Source organism: Parabacteroides sp. TM07-1AC, from assembly GCF_003480915.1.
Lineage (GTDB): Bacteria > Bacteroidota > Bacteroidia > Bacteroidales > Tannerellaceae > Parabacteroides > Parabacteroides chongii.
This window is the reverse complement of sequence record NZ_QUKD01000008.1, coordinates 1-20579: the sequence shown is the minus strand read 5'-3', so window position 1 is coordinate 20579 and position 20579 is coordinate 1. Positions and strand designations below refer to the sequence as shown.

The 20579-nt window shown below is 50.9% G+C and carries 18 protein-coding genes and 1 pseudogene; 7 read left to right on the top strand and 12 right to left on the bottom strand.

The genetic code is table 11. From position 1 onward, the window contains the following. The 3 genes from DXD68_RS15805 to DXD68_RS15795 are packed head-to-tail and all read left to right on the top strand — an operon-like array spanning nt 1 to nt 6345. Complete coding sequence (locus DXD68_RS15805; protein ID WP_122362506.1) at nt 1–1509, top strand: endo-alpha-N-acetylgalactosaminidase family protein; 1509 nt, start codon at nt 1–3, stop codon at nt 1507–1509. Between the two features lie 20 nt (nt 1510–1529). Beyond that, nucleotides 1530–4565 carry a glycoside hydrolase domain-containing protein gene (locus tag DXD68_RS15800; RefSeq protein ID WP_122362505.1) on the top strand — a complete coding sequence of 1012 codons (3036 nt, stop codon included), beginning with the start codon at nt 1530–1532 and terminating at the stop codon, nt 4563–4565. Between the two features lie 52 nt (nt 4566–4617). Continuing rightward, complete coding sequence (locus DXD68_RS15795; protein WP_122362504.1) at nt 4618–6345, top strand: endo-alpha-N-acetylgalactosaminidase family protein; 1728 nt, start codon at nt 4618–4620, stop codon at nt 6343–6345. 6 nt (nt 6346–6351) lie between these two features. Here DXD68_RS15795 and DXD68_RS15790 read toward each other — a convergent pair whose 3' ends face one another. Then, complete coding sequence (locus tag DXD68_RS15790) at nt 6352–7644, bottom strand: tetratricopeptide repeat protein (RefSeq protein ID WP_122362503.1); 1293 nt, start codon at nt 7642–7644, stop codon at nt 6352–6354. A 230-nt stretch (nt 7645–7874) separates the two neighbouring features. On the opposite strand from DXD68_RS15790, the gene DXD68_RS24130 reads away from it, so the two are divergent. Further along, nucleotides 7875–8087: a hypothetical protein gene (locus DXD68_RS24130; protein ID WP_158585900.1), complete on the top strand. Its 213-nt coding sequence runs from the start codon at nt 7875–7877 to the stop codon at nt 8085–8087. Nucleotides 8088–8125: 38 nt separating this feature from the next. Here DXD68_RS24130 and DXD68_RS15785 read toward each other — a convergent pair whose 3' ends face one another. Further along, complete coding sequence (locus DXD68_RS15785; RefSeq protein ID WP_122362502.1) at nt 8126–10270, bottom strand: outer membrane beta-barrel family protein; 2145 nt, start codon at nt 10268–10270, stop codon at nt 8126–8128. 174 nt (nt 10271–10444) lie between these two features. On the opposite strand from DXD68_RS15785, the gene DXD68_RS15780 reads away from it, so the two are divergent. Together DXD68_RS15780 and DXD68_RS15775 are read left to right on the top strand one after the other, a co-directional pair. After that, nucleotides 10445–11905, top strand: coding sequence for a sensor histidine kinase (locus tag DXD68_RS15780; RefSeq protein WP_233577185.1), 1461 nt, complete (start codon nt 10445–10447; stop codon nt 11903–11905). 10 nt (nt 11906–11915) lie between these two features. Further along, nucleotides 11916–12587, top strand: coding sequence for a response regulator transcription factor (locus tag DXD68_RS15775; protein WP_122362500.1), 672 nt, complete (start codon nt 11916–11918; stop codon nt 12585–12587). A gap of 111 nt (nt 12588–12698) precedes the next feature. On the opposite strand, the gene DXD68_RS24125 is transcribed toward DXD68_RS15775, so the two are convergent. Together DXD68_RS24125 and DXD68_RS15770 are read right to left on the bottom strand one after the other, a co-directional pair. Further along, nucleotides 12699–12842, bottom strand: coding sequence for a hypothetical protein (locus DXD68_RS24125; RefSeq protein WP_158585899.1), 144 nt, complete (start codon nt 12840–12842; stop codon nt 12699–12701). A 177-nt stretch (nt 12843–13019) separates the two neighbouring features. After that, nucleotides 13020–13457 (bottom strand): annotated as a pseudogene (locus tag DXD68_RS15770) (glucosaminidase domain-containing protein); the annotation flags it as partial. Nucleotides 13458–14065: 608 nt separating this feature from the next. On the opposite strand from DXD68_RS15770, the gene DXD68_RS15765 reads away from it, so the two are divergent. After that, nucleotides 14066–14293 carry a DUF4248 domain-containing protein gene (locus tag DXD68_RS15765; protein ID WP_075557144.1) on the top strand — a complete coding sequence of 76 codons (228 nt, stop codon included), beginning with the start codon at nt 14066–14068 and terminating at the stop codon, nt 14291–14293. Between the two features lie 30 nt (nt 14294–14323). Here the strand turns inward: DXD68_RS15765 and DXD68_RS15760 are convergent, their stop codons facing one another. The 8 genes from DXD68_RS15760 to DXD68_RS15725 form a co-directional block, all read right to left on the bottom strand. After that, nucleotides 14324–14773, bottom strand: a complete 450-nt coding sequence (locus DXD68_RS15760) for an HU family DNA-binding protein (protein WP_122362498.1) — start codon at nt 14771–14773, stop codon at nt 14324–14326. A 134-nt stretch (nt 14774–14907) separates the two neighbouring features. After that, complete coding sequence (locus tag DXD68_RS15755) at nt 14908–15315, bottom strand: HEPN domain-containing protein (RefSeq protein WP_122362497.1); 408 nt, start codon at nt 15313–15315, stop codon at nt 14908–14910. Continuing rightward, complete coding sequence (locus DXD68_RS15750) at nt 15312–15626, bottom strand: nucleotidyltransferase domain-containing protein (RefSeq protein ID WP_122362496.1); 315 nt, start codon at nt 15624–15626, stop codon at nt 15312–15314. Before DXD68_RS15750 ends, DXD68_RS15755 begins: the two co-directional genes overlap by 4 nt. A gap of 73 nt (nt 15627–15699) precedes the next feature. Beyond that, nucleotides 15700–15951, bottom strand: coding sequence for a hypothetical protein (locus DXD68_RS15745; RefSeq protein ID WP_147383001.1), 252 nt, complete (start codon nt 15949–15951; stop codon nt 15700–15702). Nucleotides 15952–16049: 98 nt separating this feature from the next. Further along, the gene (locus DXD68_RS15740; RefSeq protein WP_122362494.1) at nt 16050–17561 is read right to left on the bottom strand and encodes a CHC2 zinc finger domain-containing protein; all 1512 of its coding nucleotides are present in this window, start codon (nt 17559–17561) and stop codon (nt 16050–16052) included. Continuing rightward, on the bottom strand, nt 17558–18943 hold the full coding sequence (locus tag DXD68_RS15735) for a replicative DNA helicase (protein WP_122362493.1): 1386 nt from the start codon (nt 18941–18943) through the stop codon (nt 17558–17560). The genes DXD68_RS15740 and DXD68_RS15735 overlap by 4 nt, the downstream gene beginning before the upstream one ends. Before the next feature lie 17 nt (nt 18944–18960). Then, nucleotides 18961–19425: a hypothetical protein gene (locus DXD68_RS15730; protein ID WP_122362492.1), complete on the bottom strand. Its 465-nt coding sequence runs from the start codon at nt 19423–19425 to the stop codon at nt 18961–18963. Nucleotides 19426–19761: 336 nt separating this feature from the next. Further along, a complete protein-coding gene (locus DXD68_RS15725) occupies nt 19762–20253 on the bottom strand; it encodes a hypothetical protein (RefSeq protein WP_122362491.1) in 492 nt (163 codons plus the stop codon). Nucleotides 20254–20579: the final 326 nt, after the last annotated feature.

Below are 20579 nucleotides of genomic sequence, written 5' to 3'. Positions count from 1 at the left end.
ATGAAGAAGATAGTTCTTTTTAGGTTATTGTGTTTAGCCTTTTTGTTGGTTTGTCACCCATTATTTTCTCAGGAAAATTTAGCGGAATCATGGCGGGCTATCTCCGGAGAGAAATATGACTGGACTAAAACGATGCGTCCCGAACAACCTTATATGCATGCCTATCACCAGATGCAACTGATGAAGATCATGCTGTCTTATCCGGATGAGAAAGGCAATCCGGTTATTTGCTATACTTTCGAACAGGTCTTGTCTTTGGTAAAACAGATGGATGCCGTCACACGGGGACTTCCAAAGACGCTCTACCTGGTAGGATGGCAATATAACGGGCACGACGATAAATATCCGGCCTGGTTTGAAGTGAATAACGCACTGAAGAGGGATTGTGATGCTACCGGTAGGGAGTCCCTGCTTTGGCTGGCTAAAGAGGCAAGGAAATATAATACCTATATCAGTGTTCATGTGAATATGACGGATGCCTACGACGACAGTCCCCTTTGGGATGAATACCTCTCCAAAGGATTTATCTCCCGTAATGCAGACGGAACCCCGATGCAGATCGGTGTGTGGAACAGCCGCAAAGCCTATCAGATTTGTTATAAGAACGAATGGGAGAGTGGTTATGCCGTTAAGCGGATCAATGCCTTACTGGATTTACTGCCTTGCATTGAGGAGGCAGGTTCGATAATGATCGATGCTTTCTTCGTGCGCGACAATCCGTATGAAAAGATCTCATGGGAGGAGGAAGAGAAATATCAACGAAAGATATTCCGCTATTTCAGGGGAAAAGGTATCGATGTCACTCACGAAAGTTTCAACCGCCTGCGGGAAGGCAAAGACCTGTTCATCGGTGTGAATCCCTGGTACCTGTGGTTTGAAGCGACCGAAGCGGACTATATGAAATACCCCGCTTATCTGACAACCGGCGGTGCATCTTATCTCTTTGCCAAACAATTTCCGGATCTGACGAAAGAACAGCTCCAGCTAGGCTTCCTCTTCGGTATGAGCGGACGCGGTGAAGATTGCTTCGGTAACCTGGAGAACGGCTCTTTGCCCGATGCCAACTGGATAGACAAATACCGTTACCAGTTCTATACAGGAACACTTCCTTACGTCTATCTGAACCGTTATAAACGGGAAAAGCTGACAGGGAAAGGCGAGAACCGTGTCGTTTACTATAACGATGGCCTGACCGCTTCACTAAAGGACTCGACCATCACTCATCATAAACGTTTGCTCAGGGACAAGGACGATCTCTTTATGCCGGTTCTCTGGCGTGCCGGTCGTGAGTATATGGCCTATTCAGTAAAAGGCTATTCCGGTAAGTCCTGGCAGTTGCCACCCGACTGGTCGGACGTACACAGCGTGGATATTTATAAGATAACGCCTTCCGGTATCTTTTATAAAACCAGCGAGGTCTGCACTGACGGATCTGTCCGCCTGTCGCTCGAACCGGATGAAGCTGTCTCCGTCTTTCCTGCTACCGGATGTAATAAATCAGGTCTTTAGTATCTTAAAATTCTAACTTCATGAAACATATATTATTGTATATATTATTTGCCTGCATAGGCATTGCTTGTAATCAAAATACCGTTCAGGCTCCATATCCTTATGCCGTAGCAGAGACTCCGTGGAACGAAGCTCTGGGTAACCATCGTGCCGTACTGGCGGTTAACGCTCCGGCTGAAGCTGTCAAACTATCCTTCGACTGGCGACGCCCCGACAAGGAGGTGGATAACCGTCGTTTTCTGATTGTCGATGCGGAGACAGGGGATACGATTCCCAATATCCAACGACTGAAAGTCAATAACGAACAATGTGAACTCTTATTTGGTCCAGTTAAAAAGAAAGGCATTTATTTCTTTTATTATCTGCCGTATCAAATTCAGGAAGGTTGTGGAAATTATCATCTCGGTTATTTCCCGAAAGAGGATGCTCCCGGTCAGCAATGGGTAGCTGCTGTTTCTGCCGATAAAAAGCTACCGGAGGCAACTATCAACCGTGTGGAGTCGCGTACGCAGTTCGATAGCTTCTATCCCATGGAAATTGCCGCTTCGGATAGTGAGAAAGAAAATTATAAGCAAGCGAATCCAGGACATTTCCTCGTCTTCCCGGAAGATCGTTCATTGCCTATACGTATGAAAGATGCCGTCCCTTATAAATGGTTACAAAGTCCGCTGCAAACGTCGTTTACCGGGAAAGCCCAACCGAACGAATACTACACCTTCCAGTTGGGTGTATGGGCTGCAACCGACGAATTGAACAGTGTGACTTATGAAACATCCGGCTTGAAAAGTGGAAACGATCTGATTCCGGCAGAAGCGATTACTTGCTTCAATATAAACGGAGTAAATCCGAAAGGAATACCGTTTACCAGACAGGTGAGTGTAGCTCCGGATGCCGTTCAACCCTTATGGTTTGGTGTGGATCTGAAAGCGGATCAACCAAGCGGAACTTATAAAGGCGTGGTTACTTTAAAGGATGAAACAGGATATACCGTTCCTGTAGAAATAGAACTGAAAGTATCCGGCAAAATGTTGGCAGACCGTGGTGATGGTGAGCTTTGGCGCCATAGCCGCCTACGCTGGCTTAATTCGACCCGCGGAATCAGCGACAAACCGACCGAAGGGTATGCCGACATGTCTCTCTCCGACAACCGTGTCTCCTGTTTAGGCCGTACGGTATCTCTCGATGAGCAGACCGCTCTGCCGTCTTCTATTGATTCCTGGGGGCATGAACTGCTGGCTTCTCCCGTTCGTTTTATCATCCGTACCTATTCGGGAGAAAAGAAACTGAACGGAACCGTCGACCTGACCGGACAGTCCGAAGGTAAAATGTCGGGAACCTGGAAGGCTGAAGATGATGACTTGACACTGACTTGCAACGCAACGATGGAGTTTGACGGCTGGATCAACTACGTTTATTCCATCGCTCCTAAAAAGGATTTACAGATCGAAGATATCCGGCTTGAGATACCGATGAAAAGCGAAGCTGCCCCTTATTTTATGGGGCTGGGTTTACCCGGACAAGAGACACCAGCCGACTATTCCGGAGGCTGGGAGACACAGGGAAAGACGGTACACGATTATGCCGTATCCATACCCACTAACAAAGGTGCTTCCTGGCTGTGGCCTTTCGACAGCTTCTGGTGTGGTTCAGAAAAAGCCGGTATCCATTGCGAATTACGTGGAGCGAGTTATACCGGTCCTTTGCTGAATCTTTATCGTCCTGCTTATCCCGAAAGTTGGTATAACAACGGCAAGGGCGGTTTCCGCATTCAGCGGAGCGGAAGTCAGACCATAGCAACGGCATATAGTGGTGAACGTGCTCTCAATGCTGTCGAAAGTCTGACGTTCGATTTTGCCTTGCTGATCACTCCGGTCAAGAAAGTGAATAGTCGTAGCCAGTTTACCGACCGGTACTACCATAACGGATTTGCACCGACACCGGAAGCGAAAGATGTGGAGACAGGCATAAAGATTATCAATGTGCACCATGCCAACGACTTGAATCCGTTCATCAATTATCCGTTCATAACAGCCGATTCCATCAAAGCGTTTGCAGATGAATGGCATAGTAAAGGCTGTAAGGTGAAACTGTATTATACCATCCGCGAGCTAACCAATGTCGTTCCGGAAATTTGGGCATTGCGCAGTTTGGGAGATGAAATATTGCAAGGCGGTAAAGGAGGAGGCTTCCCCTGGTGCCGGGAACATTATGTAACCGATTATACACCTCAATGGTATCAACATTTTGATAATGGCGAGAAAAGAGGTGTCATTGCCGATGCTTCCGTCTTGACGGCTACGGGCGATTCGCGCTGGTATAATTATTATGTGGAGGGACTGGCATGGCTGGTAAAATATACAGACATCGACGGCCTTTATCTGGATGATGTCGCTTTCGGCCGTGATATGTTGAAGCGCATGCGGCATGCCATGGAAGAGGTAAAACCGGGATGTATCATCGACCTGCATTCGAATACGGGCTTTTCACGTGGTCCGGCTACTCAATATGCAGAGTACTTCCCATACGTGGATAAGGTGTGGTTTGGTGAAAGTTTCATGTATAACGAAATGTCTCCGGCCAACTGGCTGGTAGAAGTCTCCGGTCTTCCTTTCGGCTTAATGGGAGATATGTTGCACGGTGGAGGCAACCAATGGCTGGGAATGCAATATGGCATGACGAACCGTTTGCCTTGGTATACGGAAGGAACTATTGGCAACCCGCGATATGTTTGGAAGCTGTGGGATGACTTCGGGATCATGGATGCGCAGATGATCGGCTTCTGGGAAGAGAATCCGGCTGTGACCACTTCGGACAAAGAGGTGAAAGTAACGGCGTACGTGAATAAAGGAGAGACGCTGCTGTCGATCGGTAATTATTCCAGTACGAAGAAGCAGGTTAAACTGAATATCGACTGGAAACAATTAGGTCTGAATCCGTCGTCTGTCCGTATGCAGGCTCCGGATATTACCGATTTTCAGAAAGCACGGGAGTTTACGCCAGCCGATCCGATTCCGGTCGATCCGAAACGCGGATGGCTGATCCTTTTGAGTGAATGATACCTTGATAATCTTTTATTTTGCACCCTATTTATAACGTTTGAATTTTATCATGAAAATATCTTTGTATATACTTACAATCCTGCTTTGTCTGTCTTGTAGTACACAGAACAAACTAGAGGAGATCTCTATCCAACTGGATAAAGAAACTCTGAATCCGGTACGTAATCCCGGAGAGAAGGGAACCCTTCGTGTTATCGGTCATTATTCCAATGGAAAGACATCCGATCTCTCCTTATCCGAGCTCGCTTTATCCGTACGTACAGTCAGTGCCAGCGGAAATGTCGAGGTTGTCGCTTTATCCGGTGATCAGTTAATCCCGAAGGATGGCGGACTGGCTGAAGTGACCGCCGTCTATCAGAAAGACGGTGCCACTTACCGGGCGAAAAAGAGAGTCGTTGTCGCCCCGTATTACCGTGATTATCACCAGACTCTGGTACTGAAACTCTTTATGGGGTATGATGGTGAACTGAACGAACCTGATCCGAACAACGTGATTTTCCAGCACGAAGACCCGTCGCGCCTGTGTACGTTCGGTCAGGCTCTGGATGTCGTGAAACGAGTGGACAACCTGACACGCGGTATCCCCAAGATCATCTACCTGGTCGGTTGGCAACGGGGTGGTCACGATCACCTGTATCCCGACTGGAGCATCGTCAATCCCAAATTGAAGCGGGAAGAAGATGCCACCGCCCTCGAAAGCCTCCGCTGGCTGATCCGCGAAGCCCGTGCTTACAACACGACCGTCAGCCTGCACATCAACATGGTCGATGCTTTCGAGGAAAGCCCCCTGTGGGATACCTACATCAAAAACGATATTATCGCCCGTGATGCCAATGGCAACCTGACATCTATCTGGGAATACGTCAAAGGCCATAAAGCTTATCACCTGAGCTATACGAAAGAATGGGAGAAAGGCTTTGCCAAACCGCGTATCGACCATCTGATCGACATGACCCCCGAGCTGAAAGACGGCCACACCATCCATATCGACGCTTTCATGGCCTACTGGCAACCGGAGAACCGTCCGTTAAGTCCCTGGCATGCCAAGCCGGAGAACGGAGGTATCGACATGTATAAGGAAGTGGAAACTCAACGAAAGATCTTCAAGTACTGGCGTGAGAAGGGTTTCGACGTAACGGGTGAAGGTATCTTCTGGGCTCACCCTGCAGGCGAGGGTTTTGTGGGGCTTCAGCCGATGTCGTGGTGGTTCCCGGACGATAAGAACTTCCAGATGGAGATCCCCGAACGTCTGTCGGCAAGGGGACGTACCCACCGTGAAGGACAGGGTGATTTCCGTTTTGGTTCCAGTATGCAGGGAGAGGAGATCTTCCAGAAAGACCTGGATAATCTGCCCGGCTTCCTGTCTCAGTTCTGTACCATGACATTGCCTTGGTATTACCTGAGCCGCCTGGAACGGGTTGCCTTCGTCGATGAAGCTCTGTATTACAGCGAGGGTGTCGTTGCCCGTGTGGAAGACGGAAGGAACATCATCCGTAAAGGAGATTTCATCTTGCGTGAGAATGACAACCTGTTCGTTCCCGCTCTTTGGAACGACAACGAGATCATCGCCTATTCCGGTGACGGATACGAAAACCGCAGCTGGCTGATGCCGGAAGGCTGGGAGAAGGTCGACGCCGTAGACGTTTATTCCATATCCATGAATGAACCGACTCTGAAATCATCGGCAATACCTGTGGTTAACGGACTTCTCAAGCTGACCTTAGGGAAAGGAGAGGCTGTTTCGATCGTTCCGGCAGGGCAGGTATTTACCCGATAAACGAATTCAAGTCCCTTTGAAGAATTCCTCCTCCCTGTAATACTGCAACCTCTCCTCGGCGGCTTCTTTCAGCTTTTGCATATAGCCGGATAGCTTTTCGCGACGGCTGATGCTGTTGAGGAAGAGTTTGTAGTATTTGACGGCATTCTTGTTGTCCTTCAGTAGATCGTAAGCATAGGCGATATGATTGAGGGTGACGGACGATTGCGGGCTATAAGACAGGGAGGTCTTCAATGCCACGATCTCTTCTTTCAACTCACGGCGCATGACGAACCCTTTTGCCAGTGTGTTATACAGGGAGAACATCAACGTGCTGTCCGGCAGGATCAGCTGGATCGCCTTCTCCGTAGCCTCGATCCCTTCGGTGGCATATCCCGGCATTTCAATCGCTGCGATACCCAGGTAAGTGAGTATCTGCGGATTCTTTTCCTTTGCTTTCTTATTGGCCTTATCCAGGCATTCGTAGGCTTTCTGCAGGCTGTCGTTCTTCAGGTAACAGAGACCCAGGTAATAGTTTGTATTGGCTGTGTTATCGCCCAGTTGCGAGAGGTTACGGTATTTTTCCAGGGCCTCCCGGAACTGTTCTTTCTGGAAATAGGCAAAAGCATTGACCCGGTTGACAGGCAGGTTCAGGGAATCCTGTCCGATGTACTTGTCGGTATAACGGATCGCTGCATCTACCGAATCCATTTCCAGATACAGGTTCGACAGGCGGAGCACTGCCGCATAGTCCGACGAATCCCTTTCCAGTGCCAGTTCATACAGATAGAGGGCGGAATCCGGTTGTTCCGTTTTTCCGTAGCAATCGCCCAACAGGCGCAGGGCATACTGGGTGGTGTCTGCGGAAAGCATCGTTTCGGCAAGGGCTTTCGCTTCTGTGTATTGTTCGTTGCGGAAATAGAGCTGTCCCATTTTTGTCCGGATATAAGTGTTTTCGGGAGATAGCTTCAACGCCTTTCCGTATTCTTCCAACGCTTTGTTGTCGCTGTTCTGCATCAGGTAACAGTTGGCCCGTTCGATGTAGAGATGTATGTTCAGCGAATCCGCTTCGATCATTTCGTCCAGCAGGCGGATTGCTTCACCGTATCGGTTCAGTTCCTTATAGGCTGCCAGCTTCTTCCGTTGCAGGTCGGGAGAGAGTGAATCCAGTCGGCCGATAAGGTCGATTGCCTGTTGGTAGTTGTAATTGCTTATCGCTTCCTCGACGGCATGCAGAGGGTCATCCTGCGCTTGTATCAGGGAACCGTATGTGCACAGCCAGCAAAGGATAACGAATAAATAAAGGTTTCTTTGTTTCATATTTTGTCAGATTTGCTTGTCTCAATTATTGTCAGATATGAATGTTACTTTTCTCTTGAAAGAAAAGTAACCAAAAGTTCAAGGCTGCACCGTCTTCGCTGCTCCGGTGAAAGACTACGCTGTCGTCTGCGAACTCGCTTCGCTCAAACAGCGCAGCCTCCTCCCGCTTCGTCTTTCCCCTTCGCGGACGCTCACCCGCTGAGGCCTTTCAGAGAACGCAGAGCGTTCTTTTGGGATGGCCGATACCGACACCTTTAAAACAGGCGGCATCGGCAATCCCAAGAGGAAGCGGAGCTTCCTTTGAAAGGCCTCAGCTGGCGAGCGTAAAGCGCAGCAGCCGCAGAGAGCGCCCGGAGCCTCCGCTGTTTGAGCGAAGCGAGTTCGGAGGCGACAGCGAACGTAGGATGCGGAGTAGCGAACCAGGTGCAGCCTTGATCTTTTGACTACTTTTGGATCAAGCCAAAAGTAGGTTCAAAACTTTCTACGTTCCGAACCGTGACGTATCTACCGCCTTTACCTTCTTCTCCTTGTAGCCGCCGAAGCTGTAACGGATCGTCAGCAAGACCGAACGGTTGTCCTGAAACAGTTCCATGCGGCTCTTCTGACCCTGCTGGTCGATGTGGGTGAGCGGCTTTTGACTGTTCAGCAGGTCATTGCCTTTGAGAGTCAGGCGGAGCTTCTGTTTGGGAAGCGTCCATACCAGGGCGGCATCCAGGCTGTAGAGCGGGTCGATATCGTAAAGGCCCTGTATCACCTTCGTACAGTAATCGCCGGTGAGGTCGAGGGAGAGGTTTTTGTCGCGGGTCAGGAAGATCGTGTTAGTCAGCATGGCCCGCCCGAAGAGCTTCTTCCGGTCGAAACGGACATCGACCAGCGTCCCTTTGTCGTGGATACCGAAGCCCATCAATGTCAGCCGCGAACTAAGCACCTCGCCGGCACGGAAAGGAACGACCGCCATCAGTCCGAACATATTGTGCGTATCCAGATTGATCGTATGGAAGACCGATTGCAGGCGGTCGGGCGACTGGTACGACATCTGTTGTATCTTATCCGGCTGGAAATTGGCGAAGGCTCCAAGCACATACTTGTTTTTGAGGATATAGGTCAGTTGCATCGAATAGTTCAGCTCCGGTTTCAGTTCCGGATTGCCTTTGATCACGCTGTAAACATTCATATAATAAGTATTCGGCGTAGTCGCCCAATAAGAAGGATACTTCCGGTTGCTCGATAAGGAGAACTGCAACATGTTGGAAGGATCGATCCGGTAAACGAGCGACAGGGCAGGGAAGAGGTCCGCCCTGTCCCATAATGTACTTTTCTTTCCCGCTGAGTCGATCGAAGCCTTGTAATACCGGACGGTCAGCGAAGCATCCAGTGTCAGCTTCTTCCCGAACGAACGCGAGAAACCGCCGAAAGCGCCGACCGAATGTTCCCTTTGCGTCAGGTCGAATGTCCCTTCGCGTTCTTCTGTGTTGTCGAGCAGCGCTTCCGCCTTGTTGTCCGTCCCCGACAACGAAGCCTCCAGCCCGTAGGACAGTTTCCACTTGCTCGCGGTAACGACGAAATGGTTCAGGTAGATATTGGCCCGTTGCGTCTGCTGGCGGCTTTCGTTGCGCCTGTCCTGGTCGGTGTCGTCTTCAAAATTGTTGACCAGCTCCTGCAACGATTTATCTTTGTAGAAGGTATAGTCGATACCTGCGTTCAGGTTCTTATGGCCGTTGTAATCGATCCGTGCACTGTGCAGGGAGGTCGGCCCGGTCGTCCGGCTGGCGGTGTTTACCGTTTCGATGCCTGTGAACTCCGTCCATCCGCCTCGGTGGGAAGCGGGGCCATCCTGTACATACCGTCCCGTGTAGGAGACCGAGAGCTTGTCCTTGTTGTCGAAGTCATATTCGAAAGCACCCCGCAGGTTGTGGGCGATACTTTTGTTCTCCGACCAGTTTTTTTGCAGGATATCGTACCTCTGTCCGTCGACGGTCGGTTCCGCATGCATATCTTCCGTAGAGCGGCTGTGTCGGTAACCCGCCGAGTAGGAGAAGTCCGTCGTATATTTCTTTCCCGTGTACGACAGGTTCATCCGTCCCGAAGGAGAGAAATAATACCCCTGTTCCCCCGTCAGCGACACTTCCCCTTTCAGGATATCCTTCAGGCTCTTGTCGTTTTCGATGACCAGGTTGATGGAGGCACCCTGTACACCGTATTGCGGCGGAGTACTGTACATCACCTCCACCTTTTTCACCTTATCGGAAGAGGTCGACTTCAGCATGTCGGCCAGCTGTTCCGGTGTCATGCTGCTTTTCCGGCCGTTGATGATGATCGTCGTGCCCGATGTGCCGAGCAGCGAGATATTGTCGCCTTTCTTTTCTACGCCCGGCAGTTCGCCCAGGACATCGAACGCATTGTCCACCGGTTTACTTTTCATCAGGTTGGGAATGTCGTACTGGAGTTTTCCTTCGGTCATCTTCACCAACGGGCGTTCGGCTTTGACGAATACCTCCGGCAGTTCCAGCGTGATGCTGTCGTTCACCAGGATCGTACCTTTACCGTCAGTCTGCTTTTGTGCCGATAACCGGGTGGGCAGCGGGAGCAAGTTGGCTATCAATAACAGGTAATAGATTCTTTTCATGTTCTTGTGCTTTTCGTGATTTTTATACGAAAGGTAGAAAGGGCGCTGAACAGTTCCAAAAAACGCCTGCATTTGGTAAGACTAAATAACATTCGTCCGAAACTGTGTTATTTTGGTTTAAAGCGGCAGGCGGCAAGCCGGAGAATCCCTATATTTGTTTGCATGAAATCATCCATGAAATATATCATTGCACTGGTGATCGTGTCGTTATCCGGGATATTCGCCTACCAGTTGTTTTGGATCGACCGGCTGTACCATTCCCGCCAGCAGCAGAACAGGGACTATATCATCGAAGCGATCCGCAATGCCGACCATATCGAATTGTTCAGCCGCGCCGACACCATCAGCCGGTTGTCGAACAAGCGTCGGGAGACTTTCTCGCAGGCCGACGACCGGGGAGGTATCGCCCTGGCTACCCGTTTCCGGAATAAGGATTCGATACCGGCGACCGTCCGGATCGTCGAGAAAGAAGCCGGACTCCCTCTTATGCCCGAAGTGAATGCCGAGATGAAGAAAGTACTCGAAAGCGGCAAGGTCAGGGTAGGCGATGATTTCAGTTCGCTGGGCCAGCTGGGGTTGCAGATGCAACGCAGCCTCCACGAGGTGATCGATACGATCTTTCCCGTCGACCTGGCGAAGTTCGACAGCCTGCTGACCGCCGGTCTCCGGGAGAAAAACCTGCACCTCCGCCATTTCACGGAGATACGGTCGCTTGCCGACAGTACGGTGGTCGCCTCTTCCGTCCCCACAGGGGAAGACCCGGCGCGTTACGACCGTTATACCTGGGAATATACCACCTATCATCCGAAAGCCTATTACGTCTATGTGGAACCGACCCGGCTGGCTTCGCTGGCGGGAATGACGGGTATCCTGGTCTCTTCGTTCCTGATCCTGCTGATCCTGGTATTGTCGTTCGCCTACATGATCTGGTTCCTGATCCATCAGAAGACGGTGGAGCAACTGAAAGACGACTTCACCCATAACGTGACGCACGAGTTGAAGACACCCATCGCCATATCCTATGCCGCCATCGAGTCGATCATCCATTATAACCTCCTGGGAAATAAGGAGAAGGCCGATAAATACCTCCACCTCTGCCACGAGGAACTGGAACGGCTGGGCGGAATGGTCGAACAAATCCTGACCCTTAGCCTGGAGAAACGGAAAGAGATTCGCCTGGTGATGGAGGATATTTCGTTGAATGCCCTGATCGGCAAGATACTGGAACAGCAGAAGATCAAGTCGTCACGCCCTTTCCGCATCCGTGTGGAGTCTGTCCCGGAGGAAATAAGCCTGAGAGCCGACCGCGTACATTTGTACAGTATCATCAGCAACCTGGTGGATAATGCCGTCAAATATGCAGACAAGGAACCGGAGATAACGATACAGGCGGAGGCTGCCGGAGGAAAGGTGCAGCTGCGTGTACAGGACAACGGCCCCGGTATTCCCGAAGAGTATCGCCGGCATCTTTTCGATAAGTTCTACCGGTTGCCTTCCAGCCGTCATTCGCAGGTGAAAGGCTACGGTATCGGACTCTTTTATGTGAAGACAATGGTGGAGAAGCATGGCGGGACGGTCACCGTAGAGAGCGTGTCCGGCCAGGGTTCCTGTTTTATAGTTACATTACCGCAATAACCCCAAGCTTATGGATATCTTATTAGTAGAAGACGAAGTCTCCCTGGCCATGATCGTCAAAGACGCATTGGAAGAGGAAGGCTACGAAGTGGCGGTAGCCCGCGACGGACTGGATGGGATAGAGCATTATTTCAAAGAGCATCCGGCACTGATTATTGCCGACGTGATGATGCCGGAGGTGGATGGTTTCGAGATGGTGCGCCGCATCCGCCGGATGGATAAGGAGGTGCCCGTCCTGTTCCTCAGTGCCCGCTCGTCCGTTGACGATATCGTGCAAGGGTTCGAGTTGGGGGCGAACGACTACCTGCGGAAACCTTTCAGCCTGCGTGAACTGATTGTCCGGGTGAAGGCATTGATCGTCAAGAGCAAAGCTGAGCCTGTCGCCGTCGCATATCACGAAATCGGGTTGTACACGTTTTATCCGTCTACACAGACGTTGGAGGCAGGCGGTGAGTCGGTCGAGCTTTCCTTTAAAGAGTCGGAGTTGCTCCGGTTGCTTTGCGAGAGCGGGAATCTTCCGGTCGACACCAAGGATATCCTATTGGAACTCTGGGGGAACGACAGCTTCTACAATGCCCGCAGCCTGCATGTGTTCGTCACGAAGCTCCGGCATAAACTGGAAAAAGACCCCCGGATCAAGATACTGAATGTCCGGGGGATCGGGTATAAGCTGATCAGATGACAGGGTGTACTACGCCGGATGTTTATGAGAGATACATCTTGTACAGGTAGCCGATAATAGCGGTGGCAATCATCGCATGACCCATTAGTCTGTCGGTGAAGTCGGCGGCATCTATGCATTCGTCCGGGGGGATTTCGGCAACATCGACAGGATGGCTCCCACTGCCGCCATCGCTACTTCCGTCTCCTTCAGGAGCAGGGCTGTCAGGGTGATGACGGTCAGGAACGGGGTGATCCGGATGGCAGTGCCTCCCATTGTTCTTTCCGGGAAAGATGATCTTGACGACGGAAAGGAGGAAATCGAAGATTACTTTGAGTGTTGACATACGCTTGGTGTATTTATGGGTTGATGAATAAGTTGTTTGCAAGCCTGCCGGCCGACTGTCGTTGGAGCGAACAGGTTGTTGTACCATTTGGCTTCGTTTATTTCGACCAGACGTTGAAGGCTGGCGGCGATGGTGCACAGCATTTTACGGTAGGCAGCCCGGTTGTCACCGTTCACCTCGCTGATGTAGCGGCTGTAGGCTATCTCGGAGGCGTAGGCGTTGGGCTTCCGGCTGACGTTGGCTGCTGCCGGGTAAGCGGTACGGATCAGGCGGGCGAAGTCGAAGATGCTTTCGCGTGTCGAACGGTATTTGCGGAAACAGAGTCCGCCCTCGCTGAGTTCCACCTTGCCGCCGTGCCAGTATTCGTTTTTAGGGCCGTAGCCGGTGATACCGAACAGGTTGTTATGTTCCCTGGCGAGTACGCTTTCGCCCCAGCCCGATTCGATGGCCGCCTGTGCCAGGATAACGATGGGGTTGATCTGGTATTTCCCGCCTGCCTCCGAAGCATCGGACAGATAGAGACGGATAAATTCTTGTTTTGTCATGATCGGATGAATTTGTTGTTAATAATTTATTGGTGATGAATGTTTCATTTATTGTCAGAATTGAGCTATCTCTCTTTACAAGGCAACGCCTTGTGCCGCAGGCTCTCTTTTGCCGTCGGTTTTTAACCGGCGGATATAAAAGACAGGAGGCAAAGCCTCTTCCTCTGTGGGCTTAAGCCCCTTTATTAACGGGGCTTCTTTCCTATATGAAAGGGGGTAAAACCCACAGAGGATCGGCAAAGCCGGAGCATTTAAATATCCGTTTGCTGAAGCAAACGGCAAAAGAGAGCCTACGGCATGAGGCTGAGCCTCATAAAAGACTCAGTTTTTTCTAGTTTCGAATCTATCTTTATAGCGACCGGTTGTATCTGTTTCCCCTCTCGAGAGGGGATAAGGGGTGTGTTATCTTACCCCGCAAACAAGCAAATTTCACACACCCCCTGCCCCCTCTCTAGAGGGGAAAGGTTACTCCCGACGCTGTAAATAGATAGCTCACATCTTTCTATACCTGAAAGGTTCGCCTTATAGATAAATAACCTCTTTTTTTCTTGTCTATTCGCTTGTAATTGAGTATCTTTATACATCTTGAACAAGTAAAACGAAGAGTTATGTCTGACGAAAAACAAAAGATCGAACGTGTGTGGGGATATCAGGAACTGGCCCTGTTGTATTTCCCCGACAGTAAGCCCGAATGTGCTTCCGTGCAGCTCCGGCGCTGGATCAAACTGAGTGACGAGTTGACTTCCCGGCTGACGGCTTGTGGCTGGAAACCGGGAAGGAAGGTGTTGACCCCCAAACAGGCGACATGTATTTTCGATCATTTGGGGGAACCCTGACTGCTCCTGGCTACTCGATCGTTGGTCTGACTACTCGATCACCGGCCTGTCGTCTTCATCATCCTTCGGCGGCGTTGTCGTGCTGCCGGAGGTGGCGTAACGCTCCGTCTTGAAGTTTTGTGCCAGCTGCACAAGCACTTTTCCTGGGCGGAACAGGATACGACGGCTTTTAATCAGGTTGGCACTGAAGTCCTTTTCAGTAGCCGCCCCTTTACTACCCAATACCACCTGGATATATCCCAGGTCACCCAATTGAACGGTTTGCCCGTCCGGGAGTTTCTGTTTCAGGACGTGAAGCACGCCGTCCAATACCAGTTTCACGTCACCCGGTGTGGCTGCCGAGCGGTCGGCTATGATATCACACATCTGGGCGGTGTCGCACATCCCGGTCGAACTGCTTACTGCATATACCAACTTAGCGTCCGGCGCTGCATCCTTACTCATGTCCTTTCTCTGAACTAAACGATATTTTACTGCCATGATTAGAAAGTTTTTAATGGTGAATAACTTTGTTGTCTGTTGTAATATTACAATACAAAGCTACGACATGCGGCAGGCGGGCAGTTCGCGATTGTTCGTGTGGGTTGGGGGAGGTTCGGGGTTGTTTGGATTCTTTATGCTTCTGACAATATAGATTCGATCAAGGCTATAAATTCGGCAGACTTGGGACGTAGTTCAGATAACATGTCTCTATCATAAAACAGGAAATCGTCATAGTCACCACTCATCCTGTCATTAAAGAGTTGACTATAAAAGCGGGAATATCTCCGGTCGATCTTTCCTGTGACGATGAAATGCAATCCAAACATTTGCTTCACTCCATCATGGGTTTGTGCAGCTATATGATTTTTTACAAGTAAAGCGATAACAGCGTAATAGCAGGCATAATAAAGCCTGTTGACTGCGGCATTGTAGCAACAGTCTTTCATCAGGATATCAGCTTCATGTAATGTTTCTTTAGCCCGCTTCAAGCGATATGAAACCAATGCTTTTATGCTTTCTTCATCCATTTGCTGTTTCATAATCTGATACCCTCATTGATTACATTTATATAAAATGGAGTTTTGAACGGTCGGTTTTGCCATTGTTTTTTGGTATATACCAATGGGCTGATACTCACTTGTTCTGTCAATTCTAAATCGTATAGGGGATAGGTGATAGCGGTGATATCATTATAGGATAAATGGTCTTTATCAACCAATATTAAAATGTCTATATCAGAACTCGGCCTGGCATCACCCCTCGCTTCCGAACCGTACAGAATAACTTCTGCACCAGGTGCTACCCGATGTAAAATCTCTTTTATTTTATGTACAATATCAGGTCTGTTCATATACTACCTTTTCCACAAAGTAACAATATCTTTTCCTAAAAAGCAAATTCTGTTAGCTTTTACAAATGCACCTTCAGACTAGCCGGATTTTGCCGGGTATCCCATACCATTGAGGACGCAGGTTAGGAATATCTTCATGATTGTGTATGCGTCCGGCTTTAATATCTTCCAGGGATATAGCCAGATGAGCCTTCAGTTCATCTAAGGAGTATTGGGCAGGCGATGTTTGTCCTATAACTTCACTTAACCCGTAAGAAACTATGGGTTCATTGACAGATGAACGGGAAGTCGTTTCATCCTGTTCGGAGTACTTTTTCTTTGTCATAGATTTGGTTCCTTTCTTTATAATATAACCTTTGTCACAAAGGAACAATATCTTTTCCTGATAAACAAATTATCTCCATTTTTTATGGCGTCAGCCCCCTAAAACCACCTCTCATCCACTGCCGCCGTCCGTTCCGCCTCGCGGGTGATCTGTGAGAGGTGACGGAGCTGACGATGAAGGTCGCGGAAGAGGGTAGGGCGGTCAGCCGGGTCGACGGACTGTATCTGCCGACGCAAACGGCGGCCTTCACCGATGATCTTTTCTTCGTAATACTCCGTGAGAAGTATCCGGAGCATGACCTCGTGCGATAGCGGGATCTGCTCATCCGTCATCCCCTCCGGTACGCCCGGCAATTCGGGGAGGGCCGGAAACAACTCCGGCAGCAACTCTTCCAGGTAACCGGCGAACACCTGCAACTCCTCCGGACACTCCTCCTGCAACGCCAGGCAATGCAGCAAGTCATTGTAATCGCTGTCGGCAAACCGCATATCGTCCGCTTCGAGCATCCCTTCGAGCAAAGGAGCGAGCGACGGCTGTCGCAGGCAATACCCCAGCAGACGGCGTGCCGAATAACAACCCTGTGCGGTCAGATGATGCAGATAGGTGCGAAAACCGGCCTTCCCCAGCCGGCGGAACAACTCGTCGGGATCCTCGCCGCCGGGGATAGAGGAAGTACGTACACTGAACTGACGCTGCCGTTCGGCGGCAATCTTTGCGGCAGCCTTCTGTCCGGGCCCGTCACCGTCGAGCAGCAGATGCAGGCAGGAGGTGTAGCGCGAGAGAATATCCGCCTGCCCGTCGGTCAGCGCTGTCCCACATAAAGCCACCGTGTGATAGAATCCGGCGGCATGCATGGCGAGGACATCCTTATATCCTTCCACCAGAAAAACGAAGCCCTCCTTGCGGATCGCCTCTGTTGCCCGGTGAATCCCGTAGAGCGTGCGGCTCTTGTCGAACAGTCCGTCGTTGGCGGTGTTGATGTATTTGGGGGAACTGTCGGCTGCTGCGTCCGGCAGGCCATTGTCGATACGGCGTGCACCGAAACCCGTCAGCACCTTTTCCGCATCGTAGATCGGGAAGACAATGCGGCTGCGCATCGCACGGAAAGCATCGGGCACGAAGGCCGGAGCCAATCCGACCCCGAAGTCGAGCCAGGTGGGAGAGAGTTCGCTGTGGCCGGAGGGACAGGGCTGGAGGGATTGCAGGAATTGTTGGTTGGCGGAGAGAAGATTACACACCCCCTGCCCCCTCTCAAGAGGGGAGGGAGTTACCCCCTGCTGATCCGGACTGATAGTAACTTTTCCCCTCTGGAGAGGGGGCAGGGGGTGTGTCACCGATGTAGATCCTGCCGTCGATCCTGCCGTCAAAATCCCTACCGCTTCGGCAAACGAGCAATGCTCCATCTCCATCACCAGCGTGATCACATCGCCTCCCGCCCCGCAGGCATGGCATTTGAAAAACTGTTTGCCCACATGCAGCATCAGTGACGGATGATGGTCGTCGTGAAACGGGCATAGCATCTTGTAGTTGGTGCCAGCCCGATGCAGGGTGGCATAACGCGCCGCCACCCGTTCGATGGGGTTGGCGTTTTTTAATTGTTGGATGTTCATGATAATTTGTTTTTGTAAGGATAAATCTGCGTCAGGCTGGCATTATACCGGAAACGCACTTCGCCCGTCGCCCCGTTGCGGTTCTTGGCGATGAACAACTGGCCCACGCCACGCATATCCTCCTTCGTATGCTTGTCGTAATACTCGCGGTACTGCTCCGGACGGTAGACAAACGCGATGCTGTCCGCTATCTGCTCGATCTCGCCCGAGTTACGCAGGTCGCTCATCACCGGGACATGATCCTGACGCGCCTCGCAGTTACGGTTCAATTGCGCCAGTACGATACCCGCCACATCCGCCTCCATGATCAGGTTCTTCAGCTTACGGCACACATCGCCCAACGCCAGATCCATCGTGTCCCTCACCTCGCCACGTCCGGCAGGATTCACCTGTATCAAGTTGAGGTAATCCACGATGATCAGGTCGAGCGGCATCCGACGGTGCAGCGCCATCGTCTTCGCCCGGATCTCCTCGAACGTGCAGCCGCTGCAATAGTTCAGGAAAAGCGGCAGGCGATCCAGTTCCTCGGCCGCCGCCTCCAGCTTCGCCCGGTCGTCTTCCGCCAGTTGCTTGAAACGCAGTTTGTCGGGCTCCACGCCGCTCAGCATACAAAGCAGGCGGCTCACCAGTTGCCGTTCCGTCATCTCCAGGCTGAAGAAGCAAACCCGCTTCCCTTTGCGTGCCACCGCCAACGCCATGTGGAGCGCCAGCGCCGTCTTCCCCATCGAAGGACGACCCGCCAGCACCAGCTGTTCGCCCCGGTAAAGACCGCCCAGATGACGGTCGAACTCCGCGATGCCCGTCGTCAGTTGCTGCATCTCTCCGGCGGCATGCAGGCTCTGTTCGCGGTAAATCGTATCGAGGATGCGGCGGCTCACCTCCCCGGCGGCATGTGTGGTACTGCTGACGGCAAAGAAATCCTCCAGCTTCTGAACGCCCTTGTGCACCTGTCCGAGCAGCGACACCACGTCGACCGCCGGTTCGTGCGCCTTGATCGCATGCTCTTTCATATCGGCACATAGCCGGCGCAACACCCAGCAACGCACCACGGCAGCAGCATACGTCCGGATATGCGACGCATTGCGCACCGTCAGCAGATGGTCGGCAATAAATCCCAACCCGTTCAGACGCGCCGCCTGCTCAGGTTCGAGCAAGCGCATTTCGCTTTCGATGCTCAGCATATCGATGTCCGCCTCGCGGTCGTGGAGCGCCGTCATGGCACGGTAGACCAGGCGGTAGTCGGGGTTGGTAAACATATCGGGCAGGAGACGCTCCGCCACGTCGGCAATGGCATTGCTTTGTGCGATAACGGCACGTTCCATCTCTTCCGTAGCCGGGAGGGGGAGCGGGAACTGTTGTTGTTTGTTTGCTTCTTTTGTCATGATCTGTCTGTTTTTATTTAGGTGAATCGTACGTAAACGGGGCGAAAACTCTCTCTCTGATAGGCTGGCGGGATGTGCCGGGCCGGTATGGCCGGCGGCAGGTTACCGATGGCGGGTACCTTCATCCAGTCGTCGTAACCCACGATCGTAATGATCGTGAAGCGGGGCAGCCGCTGCACAGCGATCACGCCGTCTGCCACCATATCGTCCAGCAATACACTCAATCGCGACCGCGAGATTTGTGTCTTGTCTTCGATAGTCCGGTAGGTTGTGATCCATTCGCCTCGTTGGCAGTAGACGGTTTGCGAGTGGATGGAGATCTCTTCGTCGCGCTTGTTGGCGTGAAACAAGAGGCAGAGGTATAGATTGCCGTACTGGCGGGTGTATGAGTCGTCGGCATACATCTTGCTTAGAATGGTGTTTGGCACTTTGAGGAATCCTCTCAGAAACAGGTCGGTTTTTTTGTTGTTCATGTTTTGCATAACGATACGGTTTTAAAGTTGCTGTTAACAAATATTAGTAGACGATCTTTAAGACAATCTCCGGACGGTCTTTTCTCTTTCTATCGGTTTATATATCAGTCTTTTACAAAGTCGAAAAACGGGCTTCGGAGACAATCGTGAGACGATCTTTGAGACGCTTTTCATTATTATATAAGAATATATATAAGAGAGCAAGATGTTTTTCTAAAATTTTTAACAAATATAACGTCGATATCCGAAAGGTCGTCTTCCCTGTTTTCAGGAGGTTAAACGCCTTGTTTTCAAAGCGATCCGTAAAAACCGGTCGAAAGGTTTCCTCTCTTCCCGGGATGAATGTTATTTATGTTCTTGTTGTTCGTTCTTCTTTTGCTTGATTTCTTTAGTCAGCGCATGGATGGTTCCGTCGACGTATTCCAGTTCCGGCAGGACGGTCTTGAGGCGGCTTCTCATGCCCGAGAGGCTGTATTTCGACAGAAGGATGCAGTTCAGGATTTTCGCCAGTTGTTTGATAGTCATATCTCCCAGCAATCCCCGTCGTCGCAGGGCGCTCATCAGTTCGATCAGTATCTGTGTTTTCTCCGGATTGTCGATGCGTAAATGGGCGGGCAAGACGTCGTGACATCCGCATGGCCCGGCCAGTTCGAGGGCGTAGGTGGCGAAGAAGTTTCTTTTGAAGGCTTCTTCCTGCTCGCTCAACGGTTGGGTTTTGAGCAGGAAGAGGGCGGTTTCGTGCAGCAGTGCGCCGCGGTCGGTGTATGTACTTAAAAAGCGTCGATAGGTTTTGAAGGACTGGATGAGTCTTCGGTTGCAAATACTTTTTTTTCTCATGATTTTTTATGTTGTGGGAAGAGAGGACTACCTATGGTTATTGTGTTTTTTATGAATTATCCCGATGGGTGGTTTTCCTTGCGTGGGCGGGGCTGACATGGTAGTATCACCAGGGTAGCTTGCCTGTGTCGTTACGGTGGGTTAAGCATGCCGTTCGGACGGGATAACCATGTCGGTATCGGGTGGTTGTTTGTTTTGTTAAGTAATAAATCTACGTGTTTGATCAATAAAAACGTGACGGCAAATATATACCGATTTTCCGGAGAGGAAAATCAAGGGGTAGGAGCCGGGGAGGGGGAAGGGGGGAAGTAGTCTTTAAAGGACTA